26 protein-coding genes are annotated in these 26,290 nt (G+C 36.5%); 4 read left to right on the forward strand and 22 right to left on the reverse strand.

Features of this window, described 5'->3' with window-relative positions:
- Positions 1-18: 18 nt before the first annotated feature.
- The gene (locus H033_RS21025) at positions 19-237 is read right to left on the reverse strand and encodes a hypothetical protein (RefSeq protein WP_051227893.1); all 219 of its coding nucleotides are present in this window, start codon (positions 235-237) and stop codon (positions 19-21) included.
- A 2-nt stretch (positions 238-239) separates the two neighbouring features.
- Positions 240-437: a hypothetical protein gene (locus tag H033_RS20115; RefSeq protein WP_034886193.1), complete on the reverse strand. Its 198-nt coding sequence runs from the start codon at positions 435-437 to the stop codon at positions 240-242.
- A 111-nt stretch (positions 438-548) separates the two neighbouring features.
- Between H033_RS20115 and H033_RS0111605 the strand changes: the two genes are divergently transcribed.
- Together H033_RS0111605 and H033_RS0111615 are read left to right on the forward strand one after the other, a co-directional pair.
- Positions 549-935, forward strand: coding sequence for a DoxX family protein (locus tag H033_RS0111605; RefSeq protein WP_026838472.1), 387 nt, complete (start codon positions 549-551; stop codon positions 933-935).
- Between the two features lie 693 nt (positions 936-1,628).
- Positions 1,629-2,348, forward strand: a complete 720-nt coding sequence (locus H033_RS0111615) for a cysteine hydrolase (RefSeq protein ID WP_026838473.1) — start codon at positions 1,629-1,631, stop codon at positions 2,346-2,348.
- Positions 2,349-3,256: 908 nt separating this feature from the next.
- Here H033_RS0111615 and H033_RS0111620 read toward each other — a convergent pair.
- The 14 genes from H033_RS0111620 to H033_RS0111695 form a co-directional block, all read right to left on the reverse strand.
- Positions 3,257-4,408, reverse strand: coding sequence for an ISAs1 family transposase (locus tag H033_RS0111620; RefSeq protein WP_081661816.1), 1,152 nt, complete (start codon positions 4,406-4,408; stop codon positions 3,257-3,259).
- Positions 4,409-4,802: 394 nt separating this feature from the next.
- Positions 4,803-6,329, reverse strand: a complete 1,527-nt coding sequence (locus H033_RS0111625) for an FMN-binding glutamate synthase family protein (RefSeq protein ID WP_026838474.1) — start codon at positions 6,327-6,329, stop codon at positions 4,803-4,805.
- A 251-nt stretch (positions 6,330-6,580) separates the two neighbouring features.
- Positions 6,581-6,940 carry a carboxymuconolactone decarboxylase family protein gene (locus H033_RS20120; protein ID WP_051227895.1) on the reverse strand — a complete coding sequence of 120 codons (360 nt, stop codon included), beginning with the start codon at positions 6,938-6,940 and terminating at the stop codon, positions 6,581-6,583.
- 55 nt (positions 6,941-6,995) lie between these two features.
- Positions 6,996-7,871: a cyanophycinase gene (locus H033_RS0111635; protein WP_026838475.1), complete on the reverse strand. Its 876-nt coding sequence runs from the start codon at positions 7,869-7,871 to the stop codon at positions 6,996-6,998.
- A 213-nt stretch (positions 7,872-8,084) separates the two neighbouring features.
- Positions 8,085-9,830: a thiamine pyrophosphate-dependent enzyme gene (locus tag H033_RS0111645; protein WP_026838476.1), complete on the reverse strand. Its 1,746-nt coding sequence runs from the start codon at positions 9,828-9,830 to the stop codon at positions 8,085-8,087.
- 441 nt (positions 9,831-10,271) lie between these two features.
- Entirely contained in the window at positions 10,272-11,003 is a 732-nt protein-coding gene (locus H033_RS0111655; RefSeq protein WP_026838477.1) for a flavodoxin family protein, read from the reverse strand.
- 157 nt (positions 11,004-11,160) lie between these two features.
- Positions 11,161-11,538 carry a hypothetical protein gene (locus H033_RS0111660; protein ID WP_026838478.1) on the reverse strand — a complete coding sequence of 126 codons (378 nt, stop codon included), beginning with the start codon at positions 11,536-11,538 and terminating at the stop codon, positions 11,161-11,163.
- A gap of 53 nt (positions 11,539-11,591) precedes the next feature.
- Positions 11,592-11,855 carry a hypothetical protein gene (locus H033_RS0111665; RefSeq protein ID WP_196809437.1) on the reverse strand — a complete coding sequence of 88 codons (264 nt, stop codon included), beginning with the start codon at positions 11,853-11,855 and terminating at the stop codon, positions 11,592-11,594.
- 145 nt (positions 11,856-12,000) lie between these two features.
- Complete coding sequence (locus H033_RS20125; protein ID WP_051227897.1) at positions 12,001-12,282, reverse strand: hypothetical protein; 282 nt, start codon at positions 12,280-12,282, stop codon at positions 12,001-12,003.
- A gap of 181 nt (positions 12,283-12,463) precedes the next feature.
- The gene (locus H033_RS0111675; protein WP_026838480.1) at positions 12,464-13,966 is read right to left on the reverse strand and encodes a M20/M25/M40 family metallo-hydrolase; all 1,503 of its coding nucleotides are present in this window, start codon (positions 13,964-13,966) and stop codon (positions 12,464-12,466) included.
- A 174-nt stretch (positions 13,967-14,140) separates the two neighbouring features.
- Positions 14,141-14,902 carry an SDR family oxidoreductase gene (locus H033_RS0111680; RefSeq protein WP_026838481.1) on the reverse strand — a complete coding sequence of 254 codons (762 nt, stop codon included), beginning with the start codon at positions 14,900-14,902 and terminating at the stop codon, positions 14,141-14,143.
- 35 nt (positions 14,903-14,937) lie between these two features.
- A complete protein-coding gene (locus tag H033_RS0111685; RefSeq protein ID WP_026838482.1) occupies positions 14,938-15,294 on the reverse strand; it encodes a cupin domain-containing protein in 357 nt (118 codons plus the stop codon).
- A gap of 25 nt (positions 15,295-15,319) precedes the next feature.
- A complete protein-coding gene (locus H033_RS0111690) occupies positions 15,320-16,375 on the reverse strand; it encodes a branched-chain amino acid aminotransferase (RefSeq protein ID WP_034886194.1) in 1,056 nt (351 codons plus the stop codon).
- Between the two features lie 202 nt (positions 16,376-16,577).
- Positions 16,578-17,336, reverse strand: coding sequence for an SDR family NAD(P)-dependent oxidoreductase (locus H033_RS0111695; RefSeq protein WP_026838484.1), 759 nt, complete (start codon positions 17,334-17,336; stop codon positions 16,578-16,580).
- Positions 17,337-18,046: 710 nt separating this feature from the next.
- On the opposite strand from H033_RS0111695, the gene thrC reads away from it, so the two are divergent.
- Positions 18,047-19,255, forward strand: a complete 1,209-nt coding sequence (gene thrC / locus H033_RS0111705; protein WP_051227899.1) for a threonine synthase — start codon at positions 18,047-18,049, stop codon at positions 19,253-19,255.
- 17 nt (positions 19,256-19,272) lie between these two features.
- Entirely contained in the window at positions 19,273-19,668 is a 396-nt protein-coding gene (locus H033_RS0111710) for a RidA family protein (protein ID WP_026838486.1), read from the forward strand.
- Between the two features lie 273 nt (positions 19,669-19,941).
- Here the strand turns inward: H033_RS0111710 and H033_RS0111715 are convergent, their stop codons facing one another.
- The 6 genes from H033_RS0111715 to H033_RS0111745 form a co-directional block, all read right to left on the reverse strand.
- A complete protein-coding gene (locus tag H033_RS0111715; RefSeq protein WP_231367607.1) occupies positions 19,942-21,870 on the reverse strand; it encodes a CocE/NonD family hydrolase in 1,929 nt (642 codons plus the stop codon).
- Between the two features lie 967 nt (positions 21,871-22,837).
- On the reverse strand, positions 22,838-23,584 hold the full coding sequence (locus H033_RS0111725) for an SDR family NAD(P)-dependent oxidoreductase (protein WP_026838488.1): 747 nt from the start codon (positions 23,582-23,584) through the stop codon (positions 22,838-22,840).
- Positions 23,585-23,928: 344 nt separating this feature from the next.
- The gene (locus tag H033_RS0111730) at positions 23,929-24,240 is read right to left on the reverse strand and encodes a hypothetical protein (RefSeq protein WP_034886195.1); all 312 of its coding nucleotides are present in this window, start codon (positions 24,238-24,240) and stop codon (positions 23,929-23,931) included.
- 513 nt (positions 24,241-24,753) lie between these two features.
- Positions 24,754-25,062 (reverse strand): Rid family hydrolase, encoded by a 309-nt coding sequence (locus H033_RS20130; RefSeq protein ID WP_081661841.1) that lies wholly within the window; start codon positions 25,060-25,062, stop codon positions 24,754-24,756.
- A gap of 72 nt (positions 25,063-25,134) precedes the next feature.
- Positions 25,135-25,374, reverse strand: coding sequence for a CBU_0592 family membrane protein (locus H033_RS22505; RefSeq protein WP_034886196.1), 240 nt, complete (start codon positions 25,372-25,374; stop codon positions 25,135-25,137).
- The gene (locus H033_RS0111745; protein ID WP_026838491.1) at positions 25,374-26,240 is read right to left on the reverse strand and encodes an alpha/beta fold hydrolase; all 867 of its coding nucleotides are present in this window, start codon (positions 26,238-26,240) and stop codon (positions 25,374-25,376) included. The genes H033_RS22505 and H033_RS0111745 overlap by 1 nt, the downstream gene beginning before the upstream one ends.
- Positions 26,241-26,290 lie beyond the last annotated feature (50 nt).

The following is a 26,290-nucleotide window of genomic DNA, read 5'->3' on the forward strand; positions in this document are numbered from 1 at the left end:
CAATTGCAACATCTCGCCCTAAATTTTTTCCCTAATTTCAAATTCTTCTTTAAAGATCCCAAACATCCGCTCGTAACTTTCAATCTGCATTTCGTCCAAGTTGATCACGGAGGGTTGTGGATGCGACATAAACAATAAGCCGTTACAGGAAACCTCTTCATCGTGTTCTTTAAGACAATAAAATTCTTTATTGAAAACCATAGATGTTATCCCTGTTTCCTTTGGAATCTGTAACACATTTAGGGGGTACAAAAAAGCATTTGGTATTTCATTAAATGAATCTCGTACCCATCTATGGTAAGCGTACGGTCCCGGTCTTGCGCCCAGATTATTTTATAAAAATCCTTTTTCTTTAATAATCGTTGTCCTGGCTGGCTATTGTAATTTGTGAGTATAAAAGATCCACCCTCAGCAATATCTTGGTATTCTAAAGTCATATACAAAGAAACTAATAAAATGGAAAAATGTATAATACTTTAGGAATTATATATAGTAATCTCTTAAATTAAATTTTCTACATTTGTAATTAACCTAAAAAATTATAATATATGAATTTAGGAAATTTAATTATAAGAATAAGCATCGGACTGTTATTCGTCTGGGGCGGCGTGGAAAAATTTATCGAAGGTTTTCTGGGCGGTGTGGGCCTCCAAGCTGTGGCCGACATGTTGAAAGGAAGTGGTCTCGCTTTCTTGGGGGATACAGGTACGTACGCTTTAGGCGCAATCCTTGCAGCACTAGAGCTAATCGCTGGGATCTTGGTGCTTTTAGGCAAGCAGCTTATGTATGCCTATGGTTTCCTCGCATTTGTCATGTTTATGGCATTAATCCTTGTACACATTCCCTCAGGTAAATGGATAAATATAATGATCCACATTGCACTATTTGGTATTCTGGCAGGACTTGCTGTTAAAGAAAAGCAAAATGTAGTATAGTAGTTTGACCTATTTTTTTATACTTACAGGTTTTCTTAAAAATGATTACGCTTTTACGAAAGCGTAATCATTTTTAATCTAGTAGACTATGAATTCACTTAAATTTCATGGGGCAGATTGGTGTCCGGATTGCAGAAGAGAAAATCTACAACATAGATTTTGAATTTATAAATGTTGATATGGATGAAGATGACACGGGTTTAATAGAGAAAATAAACGACGTAGTAAATTTTGACTCGTTCTTAACAAAGGCTACATGATTATAAACAGTTACGCATGAAAATGACCGAATAAGAGACTTTGTAGTAAACTAGAAATTTAAAGATCTTATTTACAAACTAAATTATAGTGTTCATTTTAGTTTTATGTTCAAAACGATTTAATGCTTTAATGAATACTAAAATCATGGTGGCAGAATATATTGGTTATTTCGGAGTGATGGTGCCATGTGTATAATTGACTACGGCGTTGTGGAAATAGACATGTCACAAAGCCACTCCTTATGAGTATCATCTAAACACAGTTATGACCTAGAAGACCTTGAGAATTGCCGTTTAGAACAGGAGAAAATTAATTCCTTAAACCTACATTAAGATTGAATTCCTACAGTTTAACAATTTTAGATAGTTTTTTTCTCCTGTAATCTTTATATTTATAAGAAGTGATAATGAATTATAATAAAAAAAGAAAATTATGAAAAGTACAGAATGGGAAACCATAAAAGCAGCCAAAGAAAATGGATTACCTGATCCAGGTTTTGAGATAGATAAAAATACAGCAATTGTTATTACAGATCCTCAAAACGATTTTTTGAGAGACGATGGCGTGGCTTGGCCGGTAGTAAAGGAAAGTGTTAAAGAGAACAATACGATCGAAAATATGAGTACAGTTTTCAGACTTGCCGGAGAATATGGTATCAAAGTCTTTATCTCCCCACATTATTTCTTTCCTTCAGATAAAGGTTGGAAATTTGGAGGCGCACTAGAGAAATTTATGGAATCTAAAGGAATGTATGAACGAAAGGGCAGACTGGATATGGAGGGTTTTGAGAACTCCGGAGCCGATTTTTTAGATGAATTTAAAATACATCTGGAAAAGGAAAATATTGTTATTTGCAATCCTCATAAAATTTATGGTCCACAGACTACAGATCTTTCCCTGCAACTCAGAAAATATAAAATTGAAAAGGTATTAATGGCAGGAATGTCTACCAATTTATGTGTAGAATCGCATACCAGGCACCTGTTGGAAGAAGGTTTTGAAGTAGGTGTGATTGCAGATGCCAGTGCAAGTGCAAAATTTCCGGGAATCGATTCTTTTAAAGCTGCCCTTATAAACCTGAGAATGATTACCAGTCATGTTTTCACCACAGAGGAATTTGAGGAAGCATTAAAATCTGCAAGACTTTCTTGATCACAGGAATTTCGTCTTTAGACAGCAGTAGATTGCATAAGAGCATTGGAGTTTAAAATTTGCTTCTTTTTAAGCACAAATGGGCAGATGTTGAAAAAGATGCTGAGATCATTTTTAAATAGCTCAGTCCTTTGGGATAGATTTTTTGCATGTTACTGAAAATCATGCTGATGCACCTGCGTTTGATGGTAAAGTGACTTCTCTTGCCTGACTGGCAAAAAAAAGGACAAATTTACCTGTTTTCGAAAATGGAAACATTAACACTTCGGAACTGGCCAATCAGGTTATAACAAATAATGAAATTGATGTAGTAGCAATAGGAAAAGCTGCTTTTAGCCAACAAAGAATGGCCGCTAAAAGCTGGAAATGGGAATAAAATGGACGAATTTAATCCTGATGCCAAAATAAAGGACTTTGAGCTTTAAAAGTATAAACAGGAGGGCAGAAAAAGATTTCGCACTAGATCCAGCTTTTGTAGTATAAGTCTTTATACTAAAGGTATTTTAAAGGAATAAGATTTAGTTTAAAAAATATAGAAGAAGAGACCTACTATCTCTTCTCCTATTATTGAAGAGGAATTCACTAGCTGACCTATGAGACAATTCGGCGGTTGCTTTAAACCGAAGTACAATAAGTGCAATATTTACAGCGATAAAAAACAATTAATGCTCCCTGTGATGATATTCCTGCCACAATTTTAAAATCGCCCAATAAAAAAAAGCCTGCTTCGGCAGCTATAGCCCACAGTAGTTGCGCTCTAGGATACTTTTGGGAATTGCCACAAACTTGGAAGTTCGCCAACACTTGCCATTCCCAAAAGCAACCTACTAATAGATATGATGCCACTAAATGTAGCAAAAAATGCGTCGACCGCCGATGATATAGAGGACTTCCACAGGGCAAACGCATTAAACTTTCATTAGATTCAGCACTTCTATCAGATAGTGGTTGTCCCATCCCGCTTTGAGCCTTCTGCTTTTAACGCCTATTTTGGATGATTTTTCATTTTTCAACAAATTCAATGCGATTTTATTGAGTATCGAGAAATTTTGAGTGGAGTTGCCTGTTCTTTTTCTAGAAGCATCTTCTGAAAAAGCAACATCTAAAGTCCAGTGCAACTTGTTTTCTATGGACCAATGGGAACGAATGGCCTTTTGGAAATCTTGGGAGCTGGCCTTTATACTTGAAATATAATATCTTATTGCATGTTGTGCAGGCTTTTCTGAGTTTTTAAACTCACGTTTGCTTTCTATTTTTATAACACTTGTCAGGTTTTCCCAGTTATTGGTCTTTTCAATAAACTGAAAGTTGTCGATCACACTGCATGTCCTGGTTTCTATCCTGCCATGGTCCAGTTCTTGGACAAGGTTTGATTCCATGGTTTTCCCAAATCTAAATTCATCTTCAATATGCTCCAGCAACTGAGGTTGATTGTCTTTTACGGCCAAGATATAGTCTGCATTTTTATTGACGATGGCCTTGGCTATTTCTGTCTGACATCCCATGGCATCAATGGTTACAATGGTGTTTTCTATGGACAAGGCCTTTAATAATTCTGGAATGGCAGTAATCTCATTTGACTTCTCAGAAACCTTGACTTGTCCCAAGACCAAATTATTGTCGTTTGCCCAAGCACTGACCATGTGCACCGGGGATTTTTTACCGCCAGCTTTGGCACCCCTGATTGTTTTGCCATCTATGGCAATGATTTCCCTGGGCTGGAGTTGTGCAAGATCACTGACCCATTGTATAAAGCACTTTTCAAATTGATCACTGTCAATATTGGAAAAAACGCGATTAAATGTGTCGTGCGAAGGGATGCCATTGGGCAGATCAAGGAAGCTGCTAAGGAATTCTTCTTTTGAGTTGGCATAGTTTTCCATTTCGTTCCATGAATCTGCCCCACAGATTACTGAAATGATCCCGATGAGAAGGATGCTTTCCAAATCATAAAGTTGCTTGTGGGAACGTCTAAAGTCGGGTATTTGACCAAATATGGTCTTTAGTTTTTGGGCGGTTTTTAAATGTGTAAAATATTGATTATCAGTATAATATACAATATTTTAAACTGAAAACAGCAAATATTCTGCTGGTTTTTTAAGTGATTGGCACTCTTTTTTACCCAATTAACTTAAACTTTTTTTAATGCGTTTGCCCTGAGGACTTCCATCTACAAGTGTGAAAGGTGACCAAGACCAGAGGATTCACTAGTGAAATGGTATTGTTAAAACTGGTGTTTATGGACACAAAGAACATTGACCAGAAATTGACCAGCACACTTCAAAACTGGAGTTTGACCATCCAACAATTATATATTAAATGTGAAGACTGGAAAGTTCAGATTTACTGAACATGATCTCCATATAAAGCTCCAATTGCTTTACAATACTTTCCGGCCTCAAGCTTTGTATTTTATGGACTTCGGCTATTTGCCCACGCTGCAATTATTTAAGTTTATTTCCCACTATTTTTTATTACATAAGCACTATCGGAAACCGTTGGATAGAGCTGTTCATAGGAAAATATTTCATCTCCAATTTTCTTATGAATAAATTTTCTATGAAGTTGATCGCAGCTTGTACAACCTGCCGCTGCAAAGAGCTCTAAGAAATCATGAAGCGTTCTGTAATGATAGTTTTTTACCCGTTCCCATTTATCCTCGACCACTAGACCGCGCATTAGCGATGGATTGTTGGTTGTAACGCCCGTTGGACATTTATTGGTATCGCATTTAAGCGATTGAATACATCCCAAAGCGATCATCATTCCTCGAGCCGAGTTACAAACGTCGGCGCCAAGACACAGCGCTTTAAAAATATCAAAGGCGGTTATTATTTTGGTTGCTGTTAATACCTTAATGTTTTTTTTAAGTCCATACCCATTCAATTGGTCAACCACAAAAATAAGAGCCTTTTCCCAAGGCATACCAACATAGTTGGTAAAATCTATAGGCGCCGCACCAGTTCCACCTTCTGCACCGTCAACGGTGATAAAATCTGGTTTTATTCCCGTCTCTACCATTTTTTCGCAGATCTCGATAAATTCTTCTTCTTTACCGATGCACAATTTAAAACCTATAGGCTTTCCGTTGGAAAGCTCACGCATTTGCTGTACAAACCTTAAAAGTCCTTTGGCATCGCTAAAAGCGCTGTGTCCTGGAGGCGAAATCACATCGATATGTGGTTCTATACCACGTATTTCTGCAATTTCTTCATCGTTCTTAGCCGCGGGTAAAACTCCGCCGTGTCCCGGTTTTGCTCCTTGCGAAATTTTAATCTCGATCATTTTGACTTCGGGATAAGCGGCCGTTTCCTTGAATTTTTCTGCGGAAAAATTACCGTCTTCGGTTCGGCATCCAAAATATCCCGTTCCCACTTCATAAACAAGGTCTCCGCCTTGACGGTGATATTCTGAAATCCCACCTTCGCCCGTATCATGAAAAAAGTTTCCGGCTTTCGCACCTTTATTCAACGCCAAAACGGCATTCTTGCTAATTGCACCAAAACTCATAGCAGAAATATTCAATAAACTGGCCGAATAAGGTTGCGTACAGGTTGGGCCACCAACGGTAATAAGTGGTGGCGCATCCAATATTTTAGCAGGATAGATACTATGTTCCATCCATTTAAAATTTTCGGCTTCCACATTGAGTTCGGTTCCAAATGGATGTGTTTCTTTTTCCAATTTTGCCCGTTGATATATATAGGATCGGTGGTTTCGATCTATCGGTTTTCCGTCCGTATCACTCTCTACAAAATATTGATGCAACTCTGGGCCAATCAATTCCAATAGATATCTCATATGGCCAATAACAGGGAAATTTCGAAGAATGGTATGTTTTGTTTGCGTAAGGTCGTAGATACCTAATGCAAATACGGCAATACCCATAATTGAAAATCCCCAAATGGGAAAAATGCCCGTAAAAACTATGACACCAAGAATTAGTAGGGCGATGAAGGTAAATTTTATAGCTTCTCTCATAAATAAAATTTTGTAAGAATTAAGGTTATATTTTTTTTAGAATTTTAAACTCGTCCATAAGGTTGTTTTTCTGTGCCTATAACAGCCAACAGGATTTCCTTGACTTTGAATTTGCCAAAACCCCAAGCTTCTTCTAAAGTAATATCTGGCGGCAGGGAAAGCTCGCCCGGATTCGTAATCGCATCGATTATAAAAGGTTTTGGTTAGGCTTCAAGAAAAAAGACACAGCGCCAGATCTTCGACAGAAAGCTCTATACTGAGAATTTTTTTTTCAGGCGTTCAATCTTGTTTTCATTCTTCCAATACATCTGAAGGGCACTGGCATGGTGCTTTATACAATAGTTGCAATTATTGGTTTTAGAGACCACAACAGCCATCATTTCCCTTTGGGTCCTAGAAAGTTCAAATTTGGAATACATAATCTCCATATACAAATCCATATGTTTTACAATACTTTCTGGCCTAAGGCTTTGAATTTTATGCACTTCGGCTATTTGCCCACGCTGCTTTTCTAGCTGGGAATATATTTCTTTCAAGGCACCCTCGGACTCGTTGGGCTGAATTATTTTATTACATAAGAAGATACATTTCCACAGATGATTTGCTGCCATTCCCTATTCCAGTATTTTACTTAAAAGTTTCCTTTCCCTTCAGAGTTTTCCCTGCTTAGCCATTCCGGAGCGTTCGATTTCCAACTTTTTTCCCAGCCTTATCAATAAAATAGCTCCTGCCATTAGGGAGTACATGCATGATAAGGTGTTCCATGCAAAGGGGTTCTCCAGCTTTAAGCTGAGAGAAATTATTTTCCTGAAGCTCTCGGCCGTCCAGGATCACTACCAGACCGGAACCTATCGTCTCTATTTCATTCCCTTTTGAGATAAGGATACCGGTGTCTTCCCCCAGGCCAATACCCAACAATTTCGGGTGCATGGCAATCGCTTCAATCATACGGGGGATGCGTCTTCGTTTTACAAAGTGAGTATCGATGATTACGCTGTGCAGTAAGCCGAGTCCTGAACCCACTGACACAATACCTTTTATTAGGGGCTTTACCTCAGTAGAACCTTCTATCATAACCTGGCACAGAGCCATGGCACCAGCACTGGTGCCAGCAATTAAGAATTTCTCCTCGTGGAAGTAGCGGTGAGTCATCAGTTTTAGGGCTTCTGAGTTGCTGAAAGCAGCGATTAATCTTAGCTGATCGCCACCTGTAAACATCACGGCATCAGCATTTTTTAATCGCTGCAGCATCTCCTGGCTATTAGCTTGCTTTTTATTCCTGATGTCAAGGTGCCCCACATTGTCACAGCCTAATATCATGAACCCATGCAGGTAAGCCTGGTACAGTTCGTCGGGAATACTAGTAGCTGTCGTTACGACTTCAATGCGCGTGCCGATACCATACAATTCATCGTGTATACGCTTTAGAATCCCCTGCTCAAAGAACACGAACCGCTGAGACTGATTTTTGTTATAGGGTAGGAGATCACTTCCTTTTTCTTCATTTCCGCCTATTGCCACGATTTTTCCTTTTGGTTCCATCTCTGTTTTGTCCTAAAATAGGTTGACCTTTTTTGAGTTAAAGATTTTATTTAAAAATATCATTTTTATAGAGGGAACATTGACAACTTTTTTTGAAAAATTACCTGTGGGTTTTTAAAATATAAATCCTTAAGATTTCTCCAGGTCTCCCTACTCATTTCATGAACTACTTTATGCACATCAAGAAATCTATTATTCATAGTATAATTTAAATTAATCAAAATAGGATTGTAGCTCCTTTTTCAAATTTTCCCACTGGCTTTTATCACCGCTTATCACCTGTCCTACTTCCTTTAATTTCGAGGTTCCAAAACCTACTGCTTCTTTAAGACCTATATGAGGAGGTAAGGATAACGCACCGCTACTAACCACAGCGTCTATAATGAATGCTTTTTTACTATTTTTTGCCTGAATAATAGCTGCTTCAATGTCCTTGGCATGTTCTACCCTCACGCCATCCCCACCAGATAGTCTGGCGTATTCAGCGAAATTAACATTGCTCTGATGTAACGCGTCCAGGCTTGGAGCCAATCCTACCTGTTCCATTTCCAGTTTTACAAAACTAAGTTCAGAATTATTAAAGATGAGCACTTTTACAGGTAGGTTGTATTTAACGGCTGTTATAAAATCCTGCATTGCCATGTTGAAAGCCCCATCTCCACTTAGACACCAAACTTCCCGATTGGGATTGGCAAATTGCGCTCCAATGGCCGCGGGCAAGCCTACTGCCATAGAACCGTGGTTAAAAGAGCCAATTACACGTCTCTGGCTATGAAAAGAAATATGGTGAGCAGCCCAAATTGCGGAAGTTCCGGTTTCTACTGTGAAAATAGCATCATTGGATGCATGTTCATTCACGAAACCCGCAAAGATTTGCGGATGCAAAGGTTCATTATCACGTTCTGGAGAAGCTTGATCTTTCATGTTATTTCTCCAATCGTTAAAACTTTGTTTCAATTTTTCATTAAAATCAGAATCATCTTTTTCATGTACTTTCGGAAGGAGCATTTCTAAAAAAGAGGAGATATCGCTCCAAACCCCTAAGTCTACAGCCGTCCTATTTCCAATATTTTCTTGTCTTATATCTACTTGAATGGTTTCAGTGTCATGTGGCAGAAAGTCGATATAGGGAAAATCGGTTCCCAACATGAGCAGCAAATCACACTTCATCACCGCATTGTAACCCGAAGGGTTTCCTATGAGTCCGGAAAGCCCAACCACATTCTCTGTATCGTGGTCAAAAATATCGCTGGCACGAAGGCTATGGGTTATAGGTGCTTTCAGTTTTTTAGATAGTTCCAGTACTGCATCCCGACTTTCACGGCAACCATCCCCTGCTAAAATACCTACTGTTTTTGCCTTATTTAAAAGCGAAGCAGCCTCTATAACTGTTTCTTCCCGGGGAACCAGACGTGAGGAATATTTTTTTATAGGATGTATAAATTGTTGATTTTCAGCTTTCATCTCTGCCACATTTGCCGGTAATTCTATTCTGCAAACCGAATTATTGGCCAATGCAATCTTAATTGCTCGTTGAATAATCATAGGAGCTTGTTCTGGTGTTTTAATAATGGCCTGATAATCACAAATATCATCAAACACCTTTTTTAAATCCACTTCCTGAAAAAAGCTGGTGCCTTGTTGTCTTTGGTCCACCTGCCCAGTAATCGCAATAACTGGGGTCCGTTCTTTTTTGGCATTGTAAAGCCCATTGATTAAATGAAGGGCTCCTGGCCCCACCGTTCCGGCACATACACCTAGTCTCCCGGATGTCTGACTTTCACCAAAGGCTGCATAAGAGGCATTCCCTTCATGCTTCATTCCTATCCAGTCCACATCTTCACGTTCTTCAATCGCTTTTACAAAAAAATTAAGGGCATCCCCCGTAACTCCGTATACGTGTTTTACGCCAACATTTACCAGAATGTCCAATAATTGTTCAGATACATTTTTAGCCATATAATTATTATTTAAAAAAGATTAAGTTTTAAAGGATTACTTAAGCACCTTCAAAGGTGGTAAAAAGCACTAAAGCACTTAATAGGATTAAGAGGTCATAGTGCCATCCAAACCCTTGTTCAGTATAATCGCGTATTCTAGACGTATATTTTCATATAGATTGCACCAAGCATAGAGACGATAATAAGGCCTGCGCCTATCTGAGTAAAAATACCAAAAGTCAAGAAAATAGCAGTAATCATTTCAATAATTCCCAGCAAAAATGCCATTGATTTGGACATGTCCCCACTTTTACCACGCTCTTTAGGATTGGTAACTAAACCTTTTTTTCTAGAAAATAAGAGGATCGCTATAATTATTCTGAGAAAAAGCAGGGTATAATCGGTGTATTGATTGGTCTCTAAAAGCAGGATTTGAAGTTCTGGACGGTTTTATAAACTTCTATCTATATTCAGGATTTTCAAAATTCCAGCGGGTACCATCATCCCATTTTTTTCTGGAATTTCCATAAGCCGGATAATCTCCATTATCTTTTAACATTTTAGCCAAGTGCAATAAGTTATAGGTCATAAACGTTGTATTACGATTTGTAAATTCTGAATCATAGCCTACAGGTGGATTTTTCTTTTCTCCATTCCATTCGGTATCACCATAACTTGGCCCAGGGCCTACTTTCCCAATCCAACCGGCATCTGCTTGCGGCGGAATACTGTACCCCAAATGCTGAAGCGCATATAGAATTCCCATGGAACAATGTTTTATACCATCTTCATTCCCGGTAACCATGCAGCCCCCGGCCTTACCATAATAAACATATTGTCCCTTATCATTCTGAAAACTGCTCATTGCATATAAACGTTCTATTAATTTGGAAGCAATAGATGAACGCTCTCCTAGCCAAATAGGAGTACCTATCACCAGTATATCTGAAGAAATTATTTTTTCATACAATTTTGGCCAGTCGTCTTTTTGTTCGCCCTCCTTGGTCATATCAGGTTGAACACCTACCGGTACATCATAATCTGCTAAACGTATGACATCTACCTTTACTCCCTCGGATTCCATAATTTTAACTGAAACCTCCATCAAATCACGGGTGTGACTTTTTGTCGGGGATTTTTTTAAAGTACAATTTACGTAGATTGCTTTTATTCCTGTAAATTCATTTTTCATATATAGATATTTATTGTTTATAATGATCATTTACAGTTCTCATATCTTTCATCGATGTTTGTATCGTATTCGCGTTATGCTCATTTCATAATTGATTGGTTAATATTCTTTTATTAAGTCGGTTTAATGACTAAAAAATTACCCATTTGTGAATATTTTATGGTTTAATTGAATTAGTTTGAGATTTTTGCCCTAATTCTTCTAGATTTTTTAATTTTCCCGCCCAATTTTTCTTTATCTTTTTAAAAACTGATTTCTTCATTAGCCATCCAAGCCAGGTCAATTTTATAATATTGATCACGCGAACATTAGTTGTATTTGAATCAACTGCATCCAATAGAATATAAAATTTATAAGCCTTAGTCATTGGCAGGTTCTCCGTCCTTTCTCCGTAGGCTTGTTCTGCTTTATAATGCCTGTTTTCTATAGTCTTAAAATCCATTTTTAGATCACCAATTATACAGGTATGCCCGGAGCCTATACGATTGACCTTTGCCCCATCAAATTTTATATCTGTAAGTGATTCGTCCCACAATTTGCGATATCTGAAATTACGAATTAAATTATGTAGGTACTCTATAGGTACCGCTAATTTTCTCTCAATAGTGAGATCAGCTTTTCTTTTAATTCAATTTTTGAATTTTCAGGCTTCTCCCGAGAATTTTCTAGTTTATAAGACTTCAAGTCCTTATAGAAATAAGGAAGAATTTTGATATCATAAGAATTGTTTTCTAATATTATAAACCCCGAAGTTTCAGCATTTAAGTTAAAATGATAAAATGCTGGATTAGAAAGTAAAAGATACTCGTTAAGAGGCACATCGTTTTTTAAAAGACGGTGAATTCTATTCACATCCTTCCCATAAGGCTTTTTTATATCATTAGAATTCCCCGATGCTCTGCATCGGAGGTATTAGAGGAAAGTTTGAAAACGGTTGGTTTTCATAAAATGTTAAAACTTTCTTCCGTTGAATACCTCGATGGCTCTGCCTCGAGGATTATTTATTTACTTGCTTTGCATCATCAGGAATATAAGCTTTTTCATAATTTTCACATGCAAATGATTTTACGGAATTAAGAGAATCAAATTGAAGAATCAGAAAGAATTCTACCTCATCCTTTTTGTTTTTTGTAGAAATACTAACTTTTTCTAAGCCAGTTACTCCATTCTTTTTCACAGTTGGGAACACCTCATTAATTAACATGTCTTCATAGATGGAAGCATTTTTTATGGTAGTCCAGCCTTTCCAAGTTCTGATAATTTTCAATTTGTTATTCATTATATTATTTTTCTCAACGGTCTTGGTTCGCAAGTAGCATGGAGTAGGGACGCGAAAGTGTAGACTTAGTTTTTTTTAATTAATCTCTAAAATATCACTTTTTTATACAAATGCTTATTATTTGAAATAACCGACTTAGGTTTAATTTTCCAAAATATCAGCCAAATATCGGCATGAAATATTATAGCTGCATTTCTAAAATAGAGAGACATATTTTTATTCCTTGTCTCATGTTTCCAAGTCTTATATTTTCATTTGGACTATGTTGATTATTATCCATATTTACCATTGGAACAATTACGGTAGGCACATTCAATTCATCTATTAACGGTACAATAGGAACAGTACCGCCCATCATCCTCATTACAATAGGCTCATAGCCAAAGTCTTCAGTAAATCGTGCTCTGATTTTTTTTCCGAAATCAAGATCAGGACTAGTTCTAAAGGCATTCAGACCAGGGGATGCATTGAACTTTGCAATTTTTGGATAGGTTCTTCTTTCTTCATCCGTAGGATCTCTGTCTATAACATAGTATCCTTCTTGTTCTATATGTTTTTTAATCTTTTGCAACTGAACTTTGCCATCTATTTCCGGTACTAACCGAACATCTATACTTGCTACTGCATATTCTGGTATAACCGTTTTTAATCCTTCTCCTGTCCATGATGTACCAATTTGCCTAACGTTTAAAGAGGGATACTGCAGGGATTCTTGGTAATTTCTGCCAACTTTTTCAGAAGCATGGATTCCTAATTCATTGTTGAAAGCAATGGAATCGAATGGGACAGCTTTTAATAATTCAGCTGCTTCATTATCTATGTTGATGCCTTCGTAATAATCCTTAATCAAAACTTTCCCATCCTCATCTTTCATACTTGATAAAAGTTTGGCCAAGCTGAAGACAGGGTTTGGCACATAATTTCCGAAATGTCCACTATGCTGAGGTAGTTTGGAACCAAAAGTGGTAATTGAACAAGTTGCAATTCCTCTACATCCGAAAGTGAGCGTTGGTTTATTAGAATTATGAGCTGGACCATCCATCACTATAAAAATATCAGAAGCATATCGCTCTTTATATTTATCTAAAGTCGATAATAATGCATCAGAACCGTATTCTTCTTCTGGGTCAAAAATTATTTTCACATTGAACTTTGGATAATCATTCTTGTCTTTAAGAATCTTAAGTGCAGATAAGAGCATAATTATAGGTGCTTTATCATCGGCTGCTGCTCGTGCAAAGATTCGCCATTCCTCATCTATATTTCCATTTAAAGCATCCCATTCAATATTTTGCCACTCTCCATTTGAATTTTTTTCCTTTAACATAGGTATGAATGGATCTTCTTGATCCCAGGAATCGCGGTTTATAGGCTGCCCATCAATGTGAAAATAGAACAGAACCGTCTTATATTTCGGGTTATATACTTTTTCAGCCAGTAATATTGGAAGGGTATTCGTTTCTAATAGGCTGGTTTTAAAATCTAATTTATTATACTGATTAGCAACCCAATTGATATTTTTAAGCATCAATTCATTATTTTCAGGAAGGTTAGGGATGCTTACTAATTCTTTATGTAGTAATAAGCTGTTCTTAAAATCTTGATCATTTATGGTGACTGTATTGCCTTGCGCCAAAATTATAAATGGAAAGAAAACTAAAAAGGATAGATAAGTGATTCTCATAAATGATTTTGTTGTTTGTTTGACATGAAGCTTTCTAGTAAGAAAATATGCATTTTCTCTTCCAGATTTGACTCTCGTGAATTTGTATTTTATCTTTTTGAAAGCCTTTATTTAGTGAAAATATATTTCAAAACGGTTCAACATTTCGGAGAACTTGGTACTATAGTTTATAGTTTAGCTTCCCTTAATCCACCCGCCATCAACTGCTAATGACTGCCCTGTAATATAACTTGCCCGTTCACTTACTAAGAATGCGGAAGCAGCGGCAAACTCTTCGGGTTTTCCAAACCGCTTCATCGGAATGGAATCTTTTACCTCGTTTACTTTTGGATTTTTCTCAATTAAACTTTCGAGCCGGTTTGTATGAGTGTATCCTGGCATCAAATTATTTACTGTGATGCCATAAGTAGCTACTTCGTTAGACAGGCTTTTTACCAAACCTAATAAACTTGTTCGTACAGCATTTGAGGAAATAAGGTTGTCGGCAGGTTGTTTAACAGCAACAGATGTTATGGTTAAAATACGTCCAAAACCTTTCTCCTTCATACTCGGCAACACCTGTTGAATAATATCAACAGCGCTTAAGAACAATAAATTGTAAAGGTGTTTCCAATCCTCTAAATTGAACTGTTCAAATGCTCCGGATGCGGGACCACCCGTGTTGGTTACTAAAATTTCAATATTACCGAAAGCTTTTACACTTTGTTCCACCAGGTTTTTACGTTGGGCTTCATCTGTAATATCACAAACAAACGATGCCACATTATTAGGAGCAATTGCTTCAATATCGGCTTTGGTTGCTGCCAATGCGGACGCATCTGTTCCACATATAATAACTTTTGCACCTTCTTTTGCCAATTCAATTGCAACGGCTTTACCTAAGCCTTTGCTTGATGCAAGGATTAACGCAACCCTGTTTTGTATTCCTAAATCCATATTAAAAATTTATATTTCTGTAATCATTTTACCAATTACTTCCTTAAATAATTATCTGAGCCATCAATCCAGTCTTGCCGTGGTGGCGCAAAGGTATCGGTTTCTATAACCTTGCCAATCATTAAAGCTTTGTGCCTGCGATTACCCGGAATAATAATTGCTTCGCCAGCCAATATGTCAAAAGAATTATCTTCATCATCATCGAACCAAAAGCGAAGTACGCCTTCCTGCACTTCGGTTATTTGTTCATTGTCGTGTGAATGCCAGGGGACAGTAAATCCATCCTCAAATTCCATCTTAGCAATCATAACCTTTTCTCCATGAATGAATTGTCTTTTCATTTTTGGATTTACTTGTTCTACCGGGATATCACTCCAATTAATTTTTTTCATAACTATTATTTAATTATTTAAATGTTTAATAAACCGGCACTAACCAGTTGCGTTTGTCTTCAATGGTTCCTGCCCTTAGCCCATTTATTTCCTTATGTAACATATTGCTGACTTCAGCTTCTTCAGCGTTAGGCAAAGTCATACATACATCGCCATGTGTAATTTCTGAAATATGCGATACCACCGCTGCCGTGCCCGAACCAAAAGCTTCAGTTAGATTTCCCTGTTGATATGCTTCTATAATTTCATCAATATAAATATCCCGTACCTCTACCTTTTTATTTTTCTCTTTAAGAATATCAAGAAAATAAGTACGAGTGGTGCCTTTTAAAATTGCACCGCTAAGTGCTGGTGTCACTACGGTGTTACCAATAACAAAAAATAAATTCATCATACCTGCTTCCTGTATCTTTTTAAATTTAGGGCTTTCCAGCCAGATAACCTGATCGTAACCCTTTTGTTTTGCTAACTGACTAGCCTTAAGGGATCCCGCATAATTGCCTCCAGTTTTGGCTTCGCCTGTACCTCCAGGTACAGCTCTTATCAAAGTTTGTTCTGTAATTAATTTTATGGGTGTTGTAAAATAGGGCTGAGCAGGAGCAGTATAAATATAAAACGTGTAATTACTTGAAGGAGTTACGCCCAACGAACTTTCAGTGGCTACCATTGTAGGGCGCAGGTACAACGCACTTCCTTCGGCTTTAGGAATCCAGTTTATTTCTAAATGGGTTATTGCTTTTAAGGCTGATAAAAACAGTTCGTCCGGCACCGCAGGCATACACATACGCTCCGCTGAAAGATTAAACCGTTCAATATTTAAATCGGGGCGCAGCAATTTTGGAATGCCATCTGCACCAAAGGTAGCCTTCATGCCTTCAAAAATGCATTGGCAATATTGCAGGGCTTTAGATTGTGGGTCGAGCTGTAAACTTTGATAGGGAACAATTCTGAAATCACTCCACTCTCCATCGGCATAATCCATCATAAACATATGGTCTGAAGTATACTTGCCAAACGGAATATTGTTGAAGTCTATATCCTTTAGTCTGGAGTTTTCTGTTTTGGTGATTTTAATATCCATGTTCGTGGCTTTAGTTGTGTTTGTAATGTTTACTTTATTTGTTATGCCCAAATTCGAAGTAAAAATATTGTTGTAATCTGATGGATCTATTGGTACAATTGAATAAATATAGACAATTTTAGATCTATCGTTTATTAAATCCTAATACAAGTTTGTTGCATTAATTATCGGGAAAGAAATGAGTTTATCCTGCCTGAAGCTTTTACCTAACGTATGATCCGGCATTCATATCAATCGATGTTCCGGTGGCATGATCTGCCAATCCAGAACAAAGCAGGGTGACCATGGGTGCGAGATCTTCCGGCGTTGTAAGTTCATTCAGCGCAATGTCTTTTAAGGCGAAGTCCTCACCGTATTCTTCCAGGATAGCATTGGCCATGTCGGTCCGGGTAAAGCCGGGAGCGATCAAAAATGCTTTGATTCCTTGCTTTCCGTAATGTCTGGCAATAGATCGGGTGAGACTTACAATTGCCCCTTTGGAAGAGGCATAGGCTATATAATCTGTGGTATCACCACGAAAAGCTGCTCGCGAGGATATGTTTACGATTCGACCATTCTGCTGAGGTTTGGCCTGATCGATAAATTCTTTGCATAAAATCCCGACAGCCGTTGAGTTTACAGCGAAGGTTTGTTCCCAAATTTTTAACCATTCATCCGTAGGCAATGAATCCTCTGCAATTGGGGAAATTCCGGCATTGTTTACCAGCGCGGATATCGGACCATACTTCTGAACAAGTCGGGGAATGAAGCCTCTCACCTGAGAAGAATCGGAAAGATCACATGACTCTGTAAAACTTAGATTTTGAAGCTCATTTTTCAGTTTATCGGCCTCTAACTTGTTAGAATTGTAGTGGATGATTACCTCAGCACCAGATTCGGAGAGTTGCTTTGCAATGGCTCTGCCAATTCCTCTGGAAGCTCCTGTAACAAGGATTCTTTGATTTTTCAGGGAAATATTCATAGGGTAAAAATAGGTTAAAATTGACTTTTAATAAATCCAAGTAGCGTAAAATTTAAGACCGCTAACAGGGGCATTCTGCTTTGATAGGTAACTGTCTTAATGTCCGTTGAATTTATTGGACTCGAAATGTATTTAGACCAAAGGTTTTGGCCAACTCCTTGCTGTCTATTATTTGTCCCGTTCGCGAATACAGCTGTTTTTCTTTGGGAGGAATGAATCTTATGAGGTAAAACTTGACCATAAAAGCTTGAGCTAAAAAGAAATAAAAAATATCTCATAAATTTTTCTGTTTTTACAATCAGACCATTGGATAGACCAATATATACAAAAGTCTAATTACTCTGACATTGTTATACAAATACATGTTTTATAAAATAGGGCTTAACGCAAATGGCGTGGAGTTGGGATTCTTCCCGTTTATTATTGGGATTGTCGACTTAGTTGTACTGTCCTTGATGTCTAAAAAATCACTTTTTAATTAAATGCCCTGTTTGCTATAGGAACCGCTGTTGGCTGCATTCTTTAATTGAAGGATGATTTTAAAAGGTGATATACGCAATATTTTTTTTATCTTTTGGTAATATAACTCCTGGCGCATATAATAAGGGAGAAAATCTAAATTTTTCAATTAGAAAAGGGGAAAATAAGGTGTTTTTTGCTCCGTTGCTCCACAAAATAGCGGGCATTTTATAAAATTTTTAAACATTCTCATGACAAACAAAATTAAATTATTCTCAACAATTACAAATCAAGATTATCCTTTCGAAAGAATCGAAGAATTTGCAGATAACGGAGAATCATTGGAGGTTAAAATTGAAGGGATTGAAAAAGCAAAAATCAGGGACGGAAAGTATTTATGGGAGCGCTATGCTGATTTCTTGCCTTTCTCAAAAATTGATGAATCGATTTCTTTGGGGGAAGGAAATACATCATTGATGAAAGCTGATAAAAAACTCCTCGACTTTGTTGATTTGAACAACCTCTATCTTAAAAATGAAACACAGAATCCTACATGGAGCTTTAAGGATCGAGGTTCTTTAGCTTGCATCGCTATGGCGAAAGAAATGAAAGAATCTGTAACTGCCACTATTTCCACAGGAAATATGGGGGCTTCAATATCTGCTTTTGGAGCCAAGTCAGGAATAAAGGTAATTGTTTTTGTTCCAGATTTTACGCCAAAGGAGAAAATAATGGCAATGGGGATTCATGGAGCAATTGTGGTGAAGATTATCGCTCCTGATTATTCTGAAATAAAAAAAAAGGTTTTAAGTTTAGCTAAAAAATTGAATTTAAGGATTGTCTCAGGGAATGGTCCAATACGCGTAGAAGGCTATAAAATGGCATCTTTCGAGCTGTTTGAACAAATGCAAAGAAGAGTGCCAGATTATATTGCCGTTCCTACATCAGCTTGCGGTCATATTCGTGGTATTTTCAAAGGGTATCGAGAATTAAAAGAAGCTGGGATTATCACAAAACTTCCAAAGATGATTGTTGTTCAAGCTCATAATAATAGCCCCATCGTTAGTGCTATTAAACAAGGCAAAAAGCAAGTTATTCCCTTTTCAAACTTTCATACCATTGCAGAGGCGATAACTTCAGGGAACCCGATGGGAGGAGATGAAATAATTGATAAAGTTAGTAAATATGGTTGGTTGGCTGAGGATGTTACGGAGGAAGAAATCATTGAGTCTCAAAAAAGACTTGCAGAATCAGGTTATTTCGTTGAACCAGCATCAGCGACAAGCCTTTTTGCTATCAAAAAATTGAAACAAGCTGGTAAAATTGAAAAAGATGCCTTTGTTGTAATGATTCTAACAGGTTCAGGCTTAAAGGACTCTGAAGTTTTGCAATATCAAAAAGCAAATGTGCAAGAAATTAAGTTAGATAAAATAGAAAGTGCAATCTCAAAGATTTTATAATTTAAATCGTAAAACAAATGAAAATAATTCATCATAAGCCAAAAAACAGTGTGACTTCAGGTCCGTACTTCCCTGCAGTGGAAGTGCAGGAAGATAATATTAAACAGCTTTTTGTTTCAGGACAAGGAACAAAAGATCCTGTGACGGGAGAAAGATTTTTAGGAGAAATAAAAGGACAAGCCATAGTGGTTATGGATAATCTGAAAAATGTAGTTGAAGGAAGTGGTTATTCAATGGATGAGATTGTTAAAGTAACGATTTTCTTGATAAATATGAGTGACTTTGAAGCTGTAAATAAAGTATATCAAAGTTATTTCTCTGAAGGTCAATATCCTGCTCGATCCACAGTTGCAGTTAAAGAGTTACCTGGAGGTCAAGGTGTTGAAATTGATGCTATTGCTTTTAAAAAATAAGAACAAGGAGTTTTCTAAAAATGTAATTCATCCCTGATCTCTCTTCCATTTTTAAAATCCAAAAATTTAGATTTTCTTTTACTTAATCGAAGGTTTGGAGAGTATAGAACGAGATAAAAAAATCAAAGCTTATAAAAACTAAGCATTCATGTTAGTCCTTATGGGCCACACGAACGCTTAATAATTTTTTTATCAATCTTCATGATAATGAATTTCATGAAATCTTGGGCTAATTTTCATCTCATTTTGTTAAGAATGATTTTTATGCAAAGCTTAGTTAGAAATCATTGGTAGCCTTATTTGTGATGTATATTTTGAAGAATGATGCACCTTATTATGAGCGATTACACTTTCTTTTTCATCATAATTATTACCTCCAGTATTTAGATTACGAGCAAAACGAGGGAAATTACTACTAGATATTTCAATACGTATACTATGTCCTTTTTTAAAGAAATTACTGGTAGACATTGGAGTTAAATCTACTTTATAGACCTTATCTTTCTCCATAAACACTTCTTTTTCATAACCTTCACGATATCTTACACGCTGTATGGTTTCATCCAAATTATAAGCTTTTCCATCAGGATATACATCTATAAGTTTAATGGTAAAATCGGTATCTTTTGCATCTGAAGACACATATAAAGTGGATTCAATAAATCCTGAAATTTCTACGCCTTCTTCTAAAATATCTGTGGTGTAAACCAAAATATCATTTCTGGTTTCCATTTGTTGCTGATCGAAAGCACCTCCTTGAATTGCATTCCCTGTGCAGCACACATTACCTCCATAAGAAGGCACTGGTTTCATTGGGTCATAAGTGAAACCATCTGGCTTATCTGAATTTGCTTTAGATGTCGTTAATTTTCCATCTCCCAAAAGGCTATTGGCTTTACCAGAACTGTTTAAATAATAGGTTGTTAATTCCGCTTTTTCTGGCGGCCAAGTTTCAGATGCTTGCCACTTGTTAATTCCCATTGTATAATATTGCACTCTTGGTGTTTTCTCTTTAAAATTGTTTTGTTCCCCTTTAAGCCAATAATCGAACCAAGCATAAATTTGCTCATCGTAGTTAAGTCTTGCATCTCCAACGCTGCGTTCACCAACGATAGTGTTTTCGGTTGCTCGAGTATAACCACAATGTAAGGTTGGAGAAATTACTAAGTATTGATTATCTCTTATGATTGCATCTTTAGAATTATTTCTAACGTGGTTAAATAAGGCTAGATTTGGAGTAATAGATACATCATACCATGAAGCAAACCAAAAACTTGGAACACCAATTTCCATATTATCATGGTAAATTCCTCCATTAAACCAAGCTTTATCATTTGGTTTACGGCGTATCATTTTATCAAAAATCTCATTTTTACCATCTATATTTTTTAGTATATCCTGAATAGGTAAATGTTTAAGTGCTTCAGCCATATCTATTGGCGGATTTTCGGGTGCTAAATCGTAAAATCTGGAAATTCTAATTAAATCTTCTTGAGTAGCTCCTGCTGGAATTCGGGGTTTAAATTTATCATGCTCTACACCATATAACCAAGAAAAGAATAACATTTGTTCAACTCCGCCACGATACCAATTACCTTGTTCGTTAATTTTGCCAACTCTACCCACACCAGCGCCATAGGCTTGAGGAACCATTGCCGAATGAGAAGGATGATCTAAAGCTGCAACAGCCATTTGCCATTCTGCAGTAGAAGAACAACCTAGAGTTCCTATTTTACCATTAGACCAAGACTGATTTTTCATCCAAGTAAATGCATCATAACCATCGGTTAATGGCACTCCTAAAATATCCCATTCTCCTTCTGAAAAATATCTTCCACGTTCATTTTGGACTACATAAGCATAACCTCTTTTAACTGCTTCTAAAGCTTTTTCTGCCGTTCTAGTTTTTTGTTCTCCATCTCCCCAAGAATTAAAGTTATAAGGTGTGCGAGAAAAAATAACAGGCACTTTTTCATCAGTTTTTGGACGATATACATCAGTTGCTAAGCGAATACCATCGCGCATTGGCATCATTATCTTTTGATCAACAATGGCAATTTCTTCAAGTTCTTGAAGGATTTTGTCTTGTGCATATAGGTTAAAATTAACTACGAGGAAATAAGCAAGTACAAATGAAATTAAAATAGTACGTTTTTTCATTTTATTAGAATTATTGGTTTTAAATAATTTTTCTTCAGTCAAAAGTTTCTTTTGGGTTATTTTAGGGGTTTTATTATTTGTTAAAGGTTGGTCATAATAATGAAGGCTTACGTCAATCTTTGGAATAACCTCGGTTATTCAAAAGATTTGTGACTAAAATAAGGCTTTTTTTGGTAGGCTGAGGAATAAGATACGAATCAGAGATGTTGAAATTAAAGATGGATATTTACTTTAATTTGGCTCTATACGCTCCTTTAGAGGTGTAAAAACAAGCATATAAGGTGTTCAATAACTCCTACCATGAATTTTTACTAATCAAGGTCAAAATAGGTTTGAGATTTTACTGCTTCTAGAATAAGAGGAAGAAGTAGGATAAGTAAAATGATTAATTCTAGCTACGGAACTAGTTGTTTATGTACAATTTTATAGCCTATTAAAAATAACTAAACATGAATGGAAAAATCTAGTAATAAATCATTCTCTTGATAAGAATTTTGTATCAAAAAAGATGATGTATTTTGAATATTATCTCAATTCCTTGTTGTGCAAAGTTGTGTGTCCTACTTTGCTTCTGGATACGATTTAGGCAAAATGAGAAGCAACAAAACGGTACTTGAGATGAGAGTTTTATAAAATTTTTATACTCATCCATCATTGGTTTTGGATGGAAAGGCAAAAGAAAATTTTGAGAATTTGTCTCTGGGCCCGAAGGGTAAAGGAGATCATGCAAATCACATTATGGTGATTAACTTTCAGGAGTTGGTCTTGAGCTAGGAATTTAAAGGCGCTGCCGCCATTATATTATGAGTAGGATTAACATTGTGGGAGTAAAGAAGATGAAAGTGTTGCAAATAACCTAGAATTGTCAAAATCTAGAAATCGGCGGTCCTGAGAGAGAACTTGATGAAGCACTTTTTTACTGGTCAAGTGGCATCGTCAATCAGCCAGATAAGTCAACATTTCGTTCATGTTGGCCTTACCGGCTACACAAAGGCTTAGTTATTTGCATTTAATTTCTCCCAGCCATAACTCCGCCGTCTGTATCCCAAATAGCTCCAGTTATCCAAGATGCATCGTCAGATAAAAGAAATACAATGCTATTTGATATATCTTTTGGCGTGCCAATTCGTCCAATGGGATGAAAATCATTAAAGCCTTCGAGAGCTTTCTCCGCCTCTTCCTCTCCACCAAACACACTGTGATAAACAGGCGTGTTGACTACTGCTGGTGATACAGCATTTACTCTTATGTTATAGTCAGCCAATTCCATTGCCAAATGCTTTGTCAATGAATGCAATCCCGCTTTTTGCATTGCATATGCAGAAGATGGTGTTGCTTTTATAGCTTGTTTTGCCCACATTGAACCTATATTTACAATTGAGCCTCCCTTAGTTTCTTTCATTTTCTTTGCAATGGCTTGAGTTAAAAAGAAGAATCCTCTATTTAAATCAAGATATGAATCGTAATCTTCCTTTGTATGCTCAAGAAAAGGCTTTGGCCCAAAAATTCCGGAAGCATTTACCAAATAGTCAATAGTTTGAAATTCATTGATTTCGCTAATCAAATTATCAAGCTGACCACCATCGGTAATATCTGTTCTATGTTTAAAAAGATTTGGAAGGTCTTCTATTTTATCTGTACTTCGGCCAATAATGTGAACTATAACACCTTCTTTTAGTAATTGCTCTGCGGTAGATTTACCTATTCCGCTGGTTCCACCTACAATGATTGCAACTTTATTTTTAAAATTTTTCATTTATAATTATTTGAAAATTTACTTGACGTTTAAAATATCACTTTTCATTGGAATGCCCGCTATTTTGCGATAACCAATGGATACTTCTTTTGCGACATAATCGAATGATAATTTATCAGGAATTTATTTTCTTAGATATTTACATTCGGATATTATTTCTTTAGGAACCATTTTGAGCTATAAGAATATCTAACTTCTTTTTAATTTAATAAGCCTTGTTTTTTGTTAGCTCAATTGGTCTAGTTCTATTTCACATTTTTACTTCCAATAAGACTTTCCAATTGGAAAAAAAATTGGTTTTATTACTGATTTGGTAATTAATAATAAATAATTCTCTAATACTATTATTTCTTTTTTTGATTCTTAGCGTCGTCTCGTTCTAAGTTATCTTTAGAGTCACCGCCTTGACTAAAGAGTTTGTTTTCCTCGTCATTAAAACCCTCGGGTCCGTTTCCTTTTTTTGCTTGATTACGTCCAGGTACATCTAGATCTGCACCAGCAAAATCTACTTTTCTTTTTCTGTCTTTCAATTGTTGGTCGTCGCCTCCATCCCCGTGGATGTTGTCTTGGTTAAGAACGTCATTATCGTGCTCGGTAATTTCTGGATTGTATTTTAAATTATCTTTCTTTTCGATGTTTTTATCTTTTGCTTTCATATCGTTTTCCGCTGTACGGTATTTTATGGGTTAATTAATTTTTGTCTAATTTAAAATTATAGCAAAATTTAAACTTAATCTATCTGCTTAACGAATATTAACAGCCACCTTAACCCTTTTTAATCATTCAAAATATAAACAGCAATAACATCGGACAAGCTATAAACAATTGACTAGTTTCTCCCGATTCCAATTATACTTTAGCATTTGTAATGTCTAAAAGAGTATAAATGGTAAGACTTAGATAAAACACTCTAATAGGTTTCTTATCCTCGAATATCTCAATTTTTCATAATTTATTCCAATTGAACACTTGTTTTTTTATCATATTCATAAAACTTATGAACTTTAATCTTCTTGGAGTAATTGATGGCAACGGTCTTGCCAAGTAGGGTGGAGTAGGGACGAGTTCTTGTCGGCTTAGTTGTTTGTTACTTAGTCTTTAAAATATCATTTTTCACTAGAATGCCCACTATTTGCTGGTAACCGATGTTGGAGGTTTTTATTTTTTGCTTATTTGATTAAAGCTATCATATCTATCTCTGTTTTTCTTGGTTTAAAGATTAGTTGCGTTACACCAATCGCTGTCCAAACATGTTGGTGCTCCGGCATATATTTGTCTTTCAATTCCATAATTTTAGGAAATTGCGCCTTTAAGTCCCCTGTGTGAAATGTGCGCAATTGTACCACATTATTCCAATCTGCCTTTGCTTCTTTTAAAATTCTATCCAAATGCATGAATATATTTTGTAACTGTGCTTCAAAAGCATCAGGGAAAGTTCCATCATCATTTGCTCCTATTTGTCCAGTTACGAAGAACAGTTAATCGGCCTTTGCTGATAAAGAAAGGTTGTATGGCTTAAAAATTTAATAGGTTGATCGGGGTTGAAATTTTTAATTTTTGTTTTTATTTTTTATTATCATTTGTAAAGAAATCAGTACCCATGTACCTTCATGGACTACAAAAGGCATAAAATCGATACGGCATGAAGACCACATTGCCAATGTAGCTCTAAGAAAATTGAGGATGGCATAAGACAAGTGATATGACTCCACCTTCTTCAATTGCACAAGCACATATGCGAGAAGCAACAATGCAACTCCAATAGAACCAATGACACTATGAAAATTCATCACTTAGAGTTACGCAAAAAATCAAGTATATTGCTTGCATATAGTTCTGGTGAGTCTTGCTGAAGCCAATGCGAGGTCTTTTCCAATTCAATAAGTTTAGAGTTGGGTATCTCAGTATGTAGTCGTCTTCCATCCGTAATGGTTTGCCAAGGGTCGTCTACCCCCCATAGCAATAAAGTCTGCGCTCGTATATCTTTATGTCGAGGCATGAGACTTATGGTGTGGTTGGTATTAAGCGAAGAAGCATTTCGAATGAGGCTGATCTTTCCTTCCTCTGTCATATAAGGGGCTCTGATACCTTCTTTAAAAGTTTTAGTGAGTTGATATGGCTTGCTCAACCCCATCTGATAGCCTTCAAGTAGAAAATTTGCAATTTCATCTATTGATTTTTTTGACCATGCAGGATTTCCCAAAACCAACATATCATCTATTGGCCAAGAGTCATATACTACGATATTAGAAAGTACCAACTTATCAATAATATTGGGATGCTTAATGGCTAAAATCAATGAAACACCACCACCCGTATCGTGACCAATGACGTGGGCTTTTTCGAGTTTTAAAGCTTCCATAAGGCGTAGAACCATTTTAGCCTGTATCTCGATGGAACGGTCAAAAAGATCTCGCTTATCTGAATAACCGTGACCTAAAAAGTCGGGTGCAATCACTCTATATTCTTGTGCAAACAAATTTATGACATTATTATATAGATAAGACCAAGTAGGAATTCCATGCAATAGAATGACAGGTTCACCCTCACCTATATCTGTATAGGCTATATCAACTGGGATTTCAACGATACCATCCAATACAATGTGCTTTTGACGTTGTGCAAAATCTGCCACGTCCATTTCTTTGTCTATCATATTTTTCATCTTTTGTTTCTATCATAACCCTTGTGTTCATTAGGTCTTTA

Origin of the sequence: Gillisia sp. JM1 (assembly GCF_000424645.1) — a bacterium.
Classification (GTDB): Bacteria; Bacteroidota; Bacteroidia; order Flavobacteriales; family Flavobacteriaceae; genus Gillisia.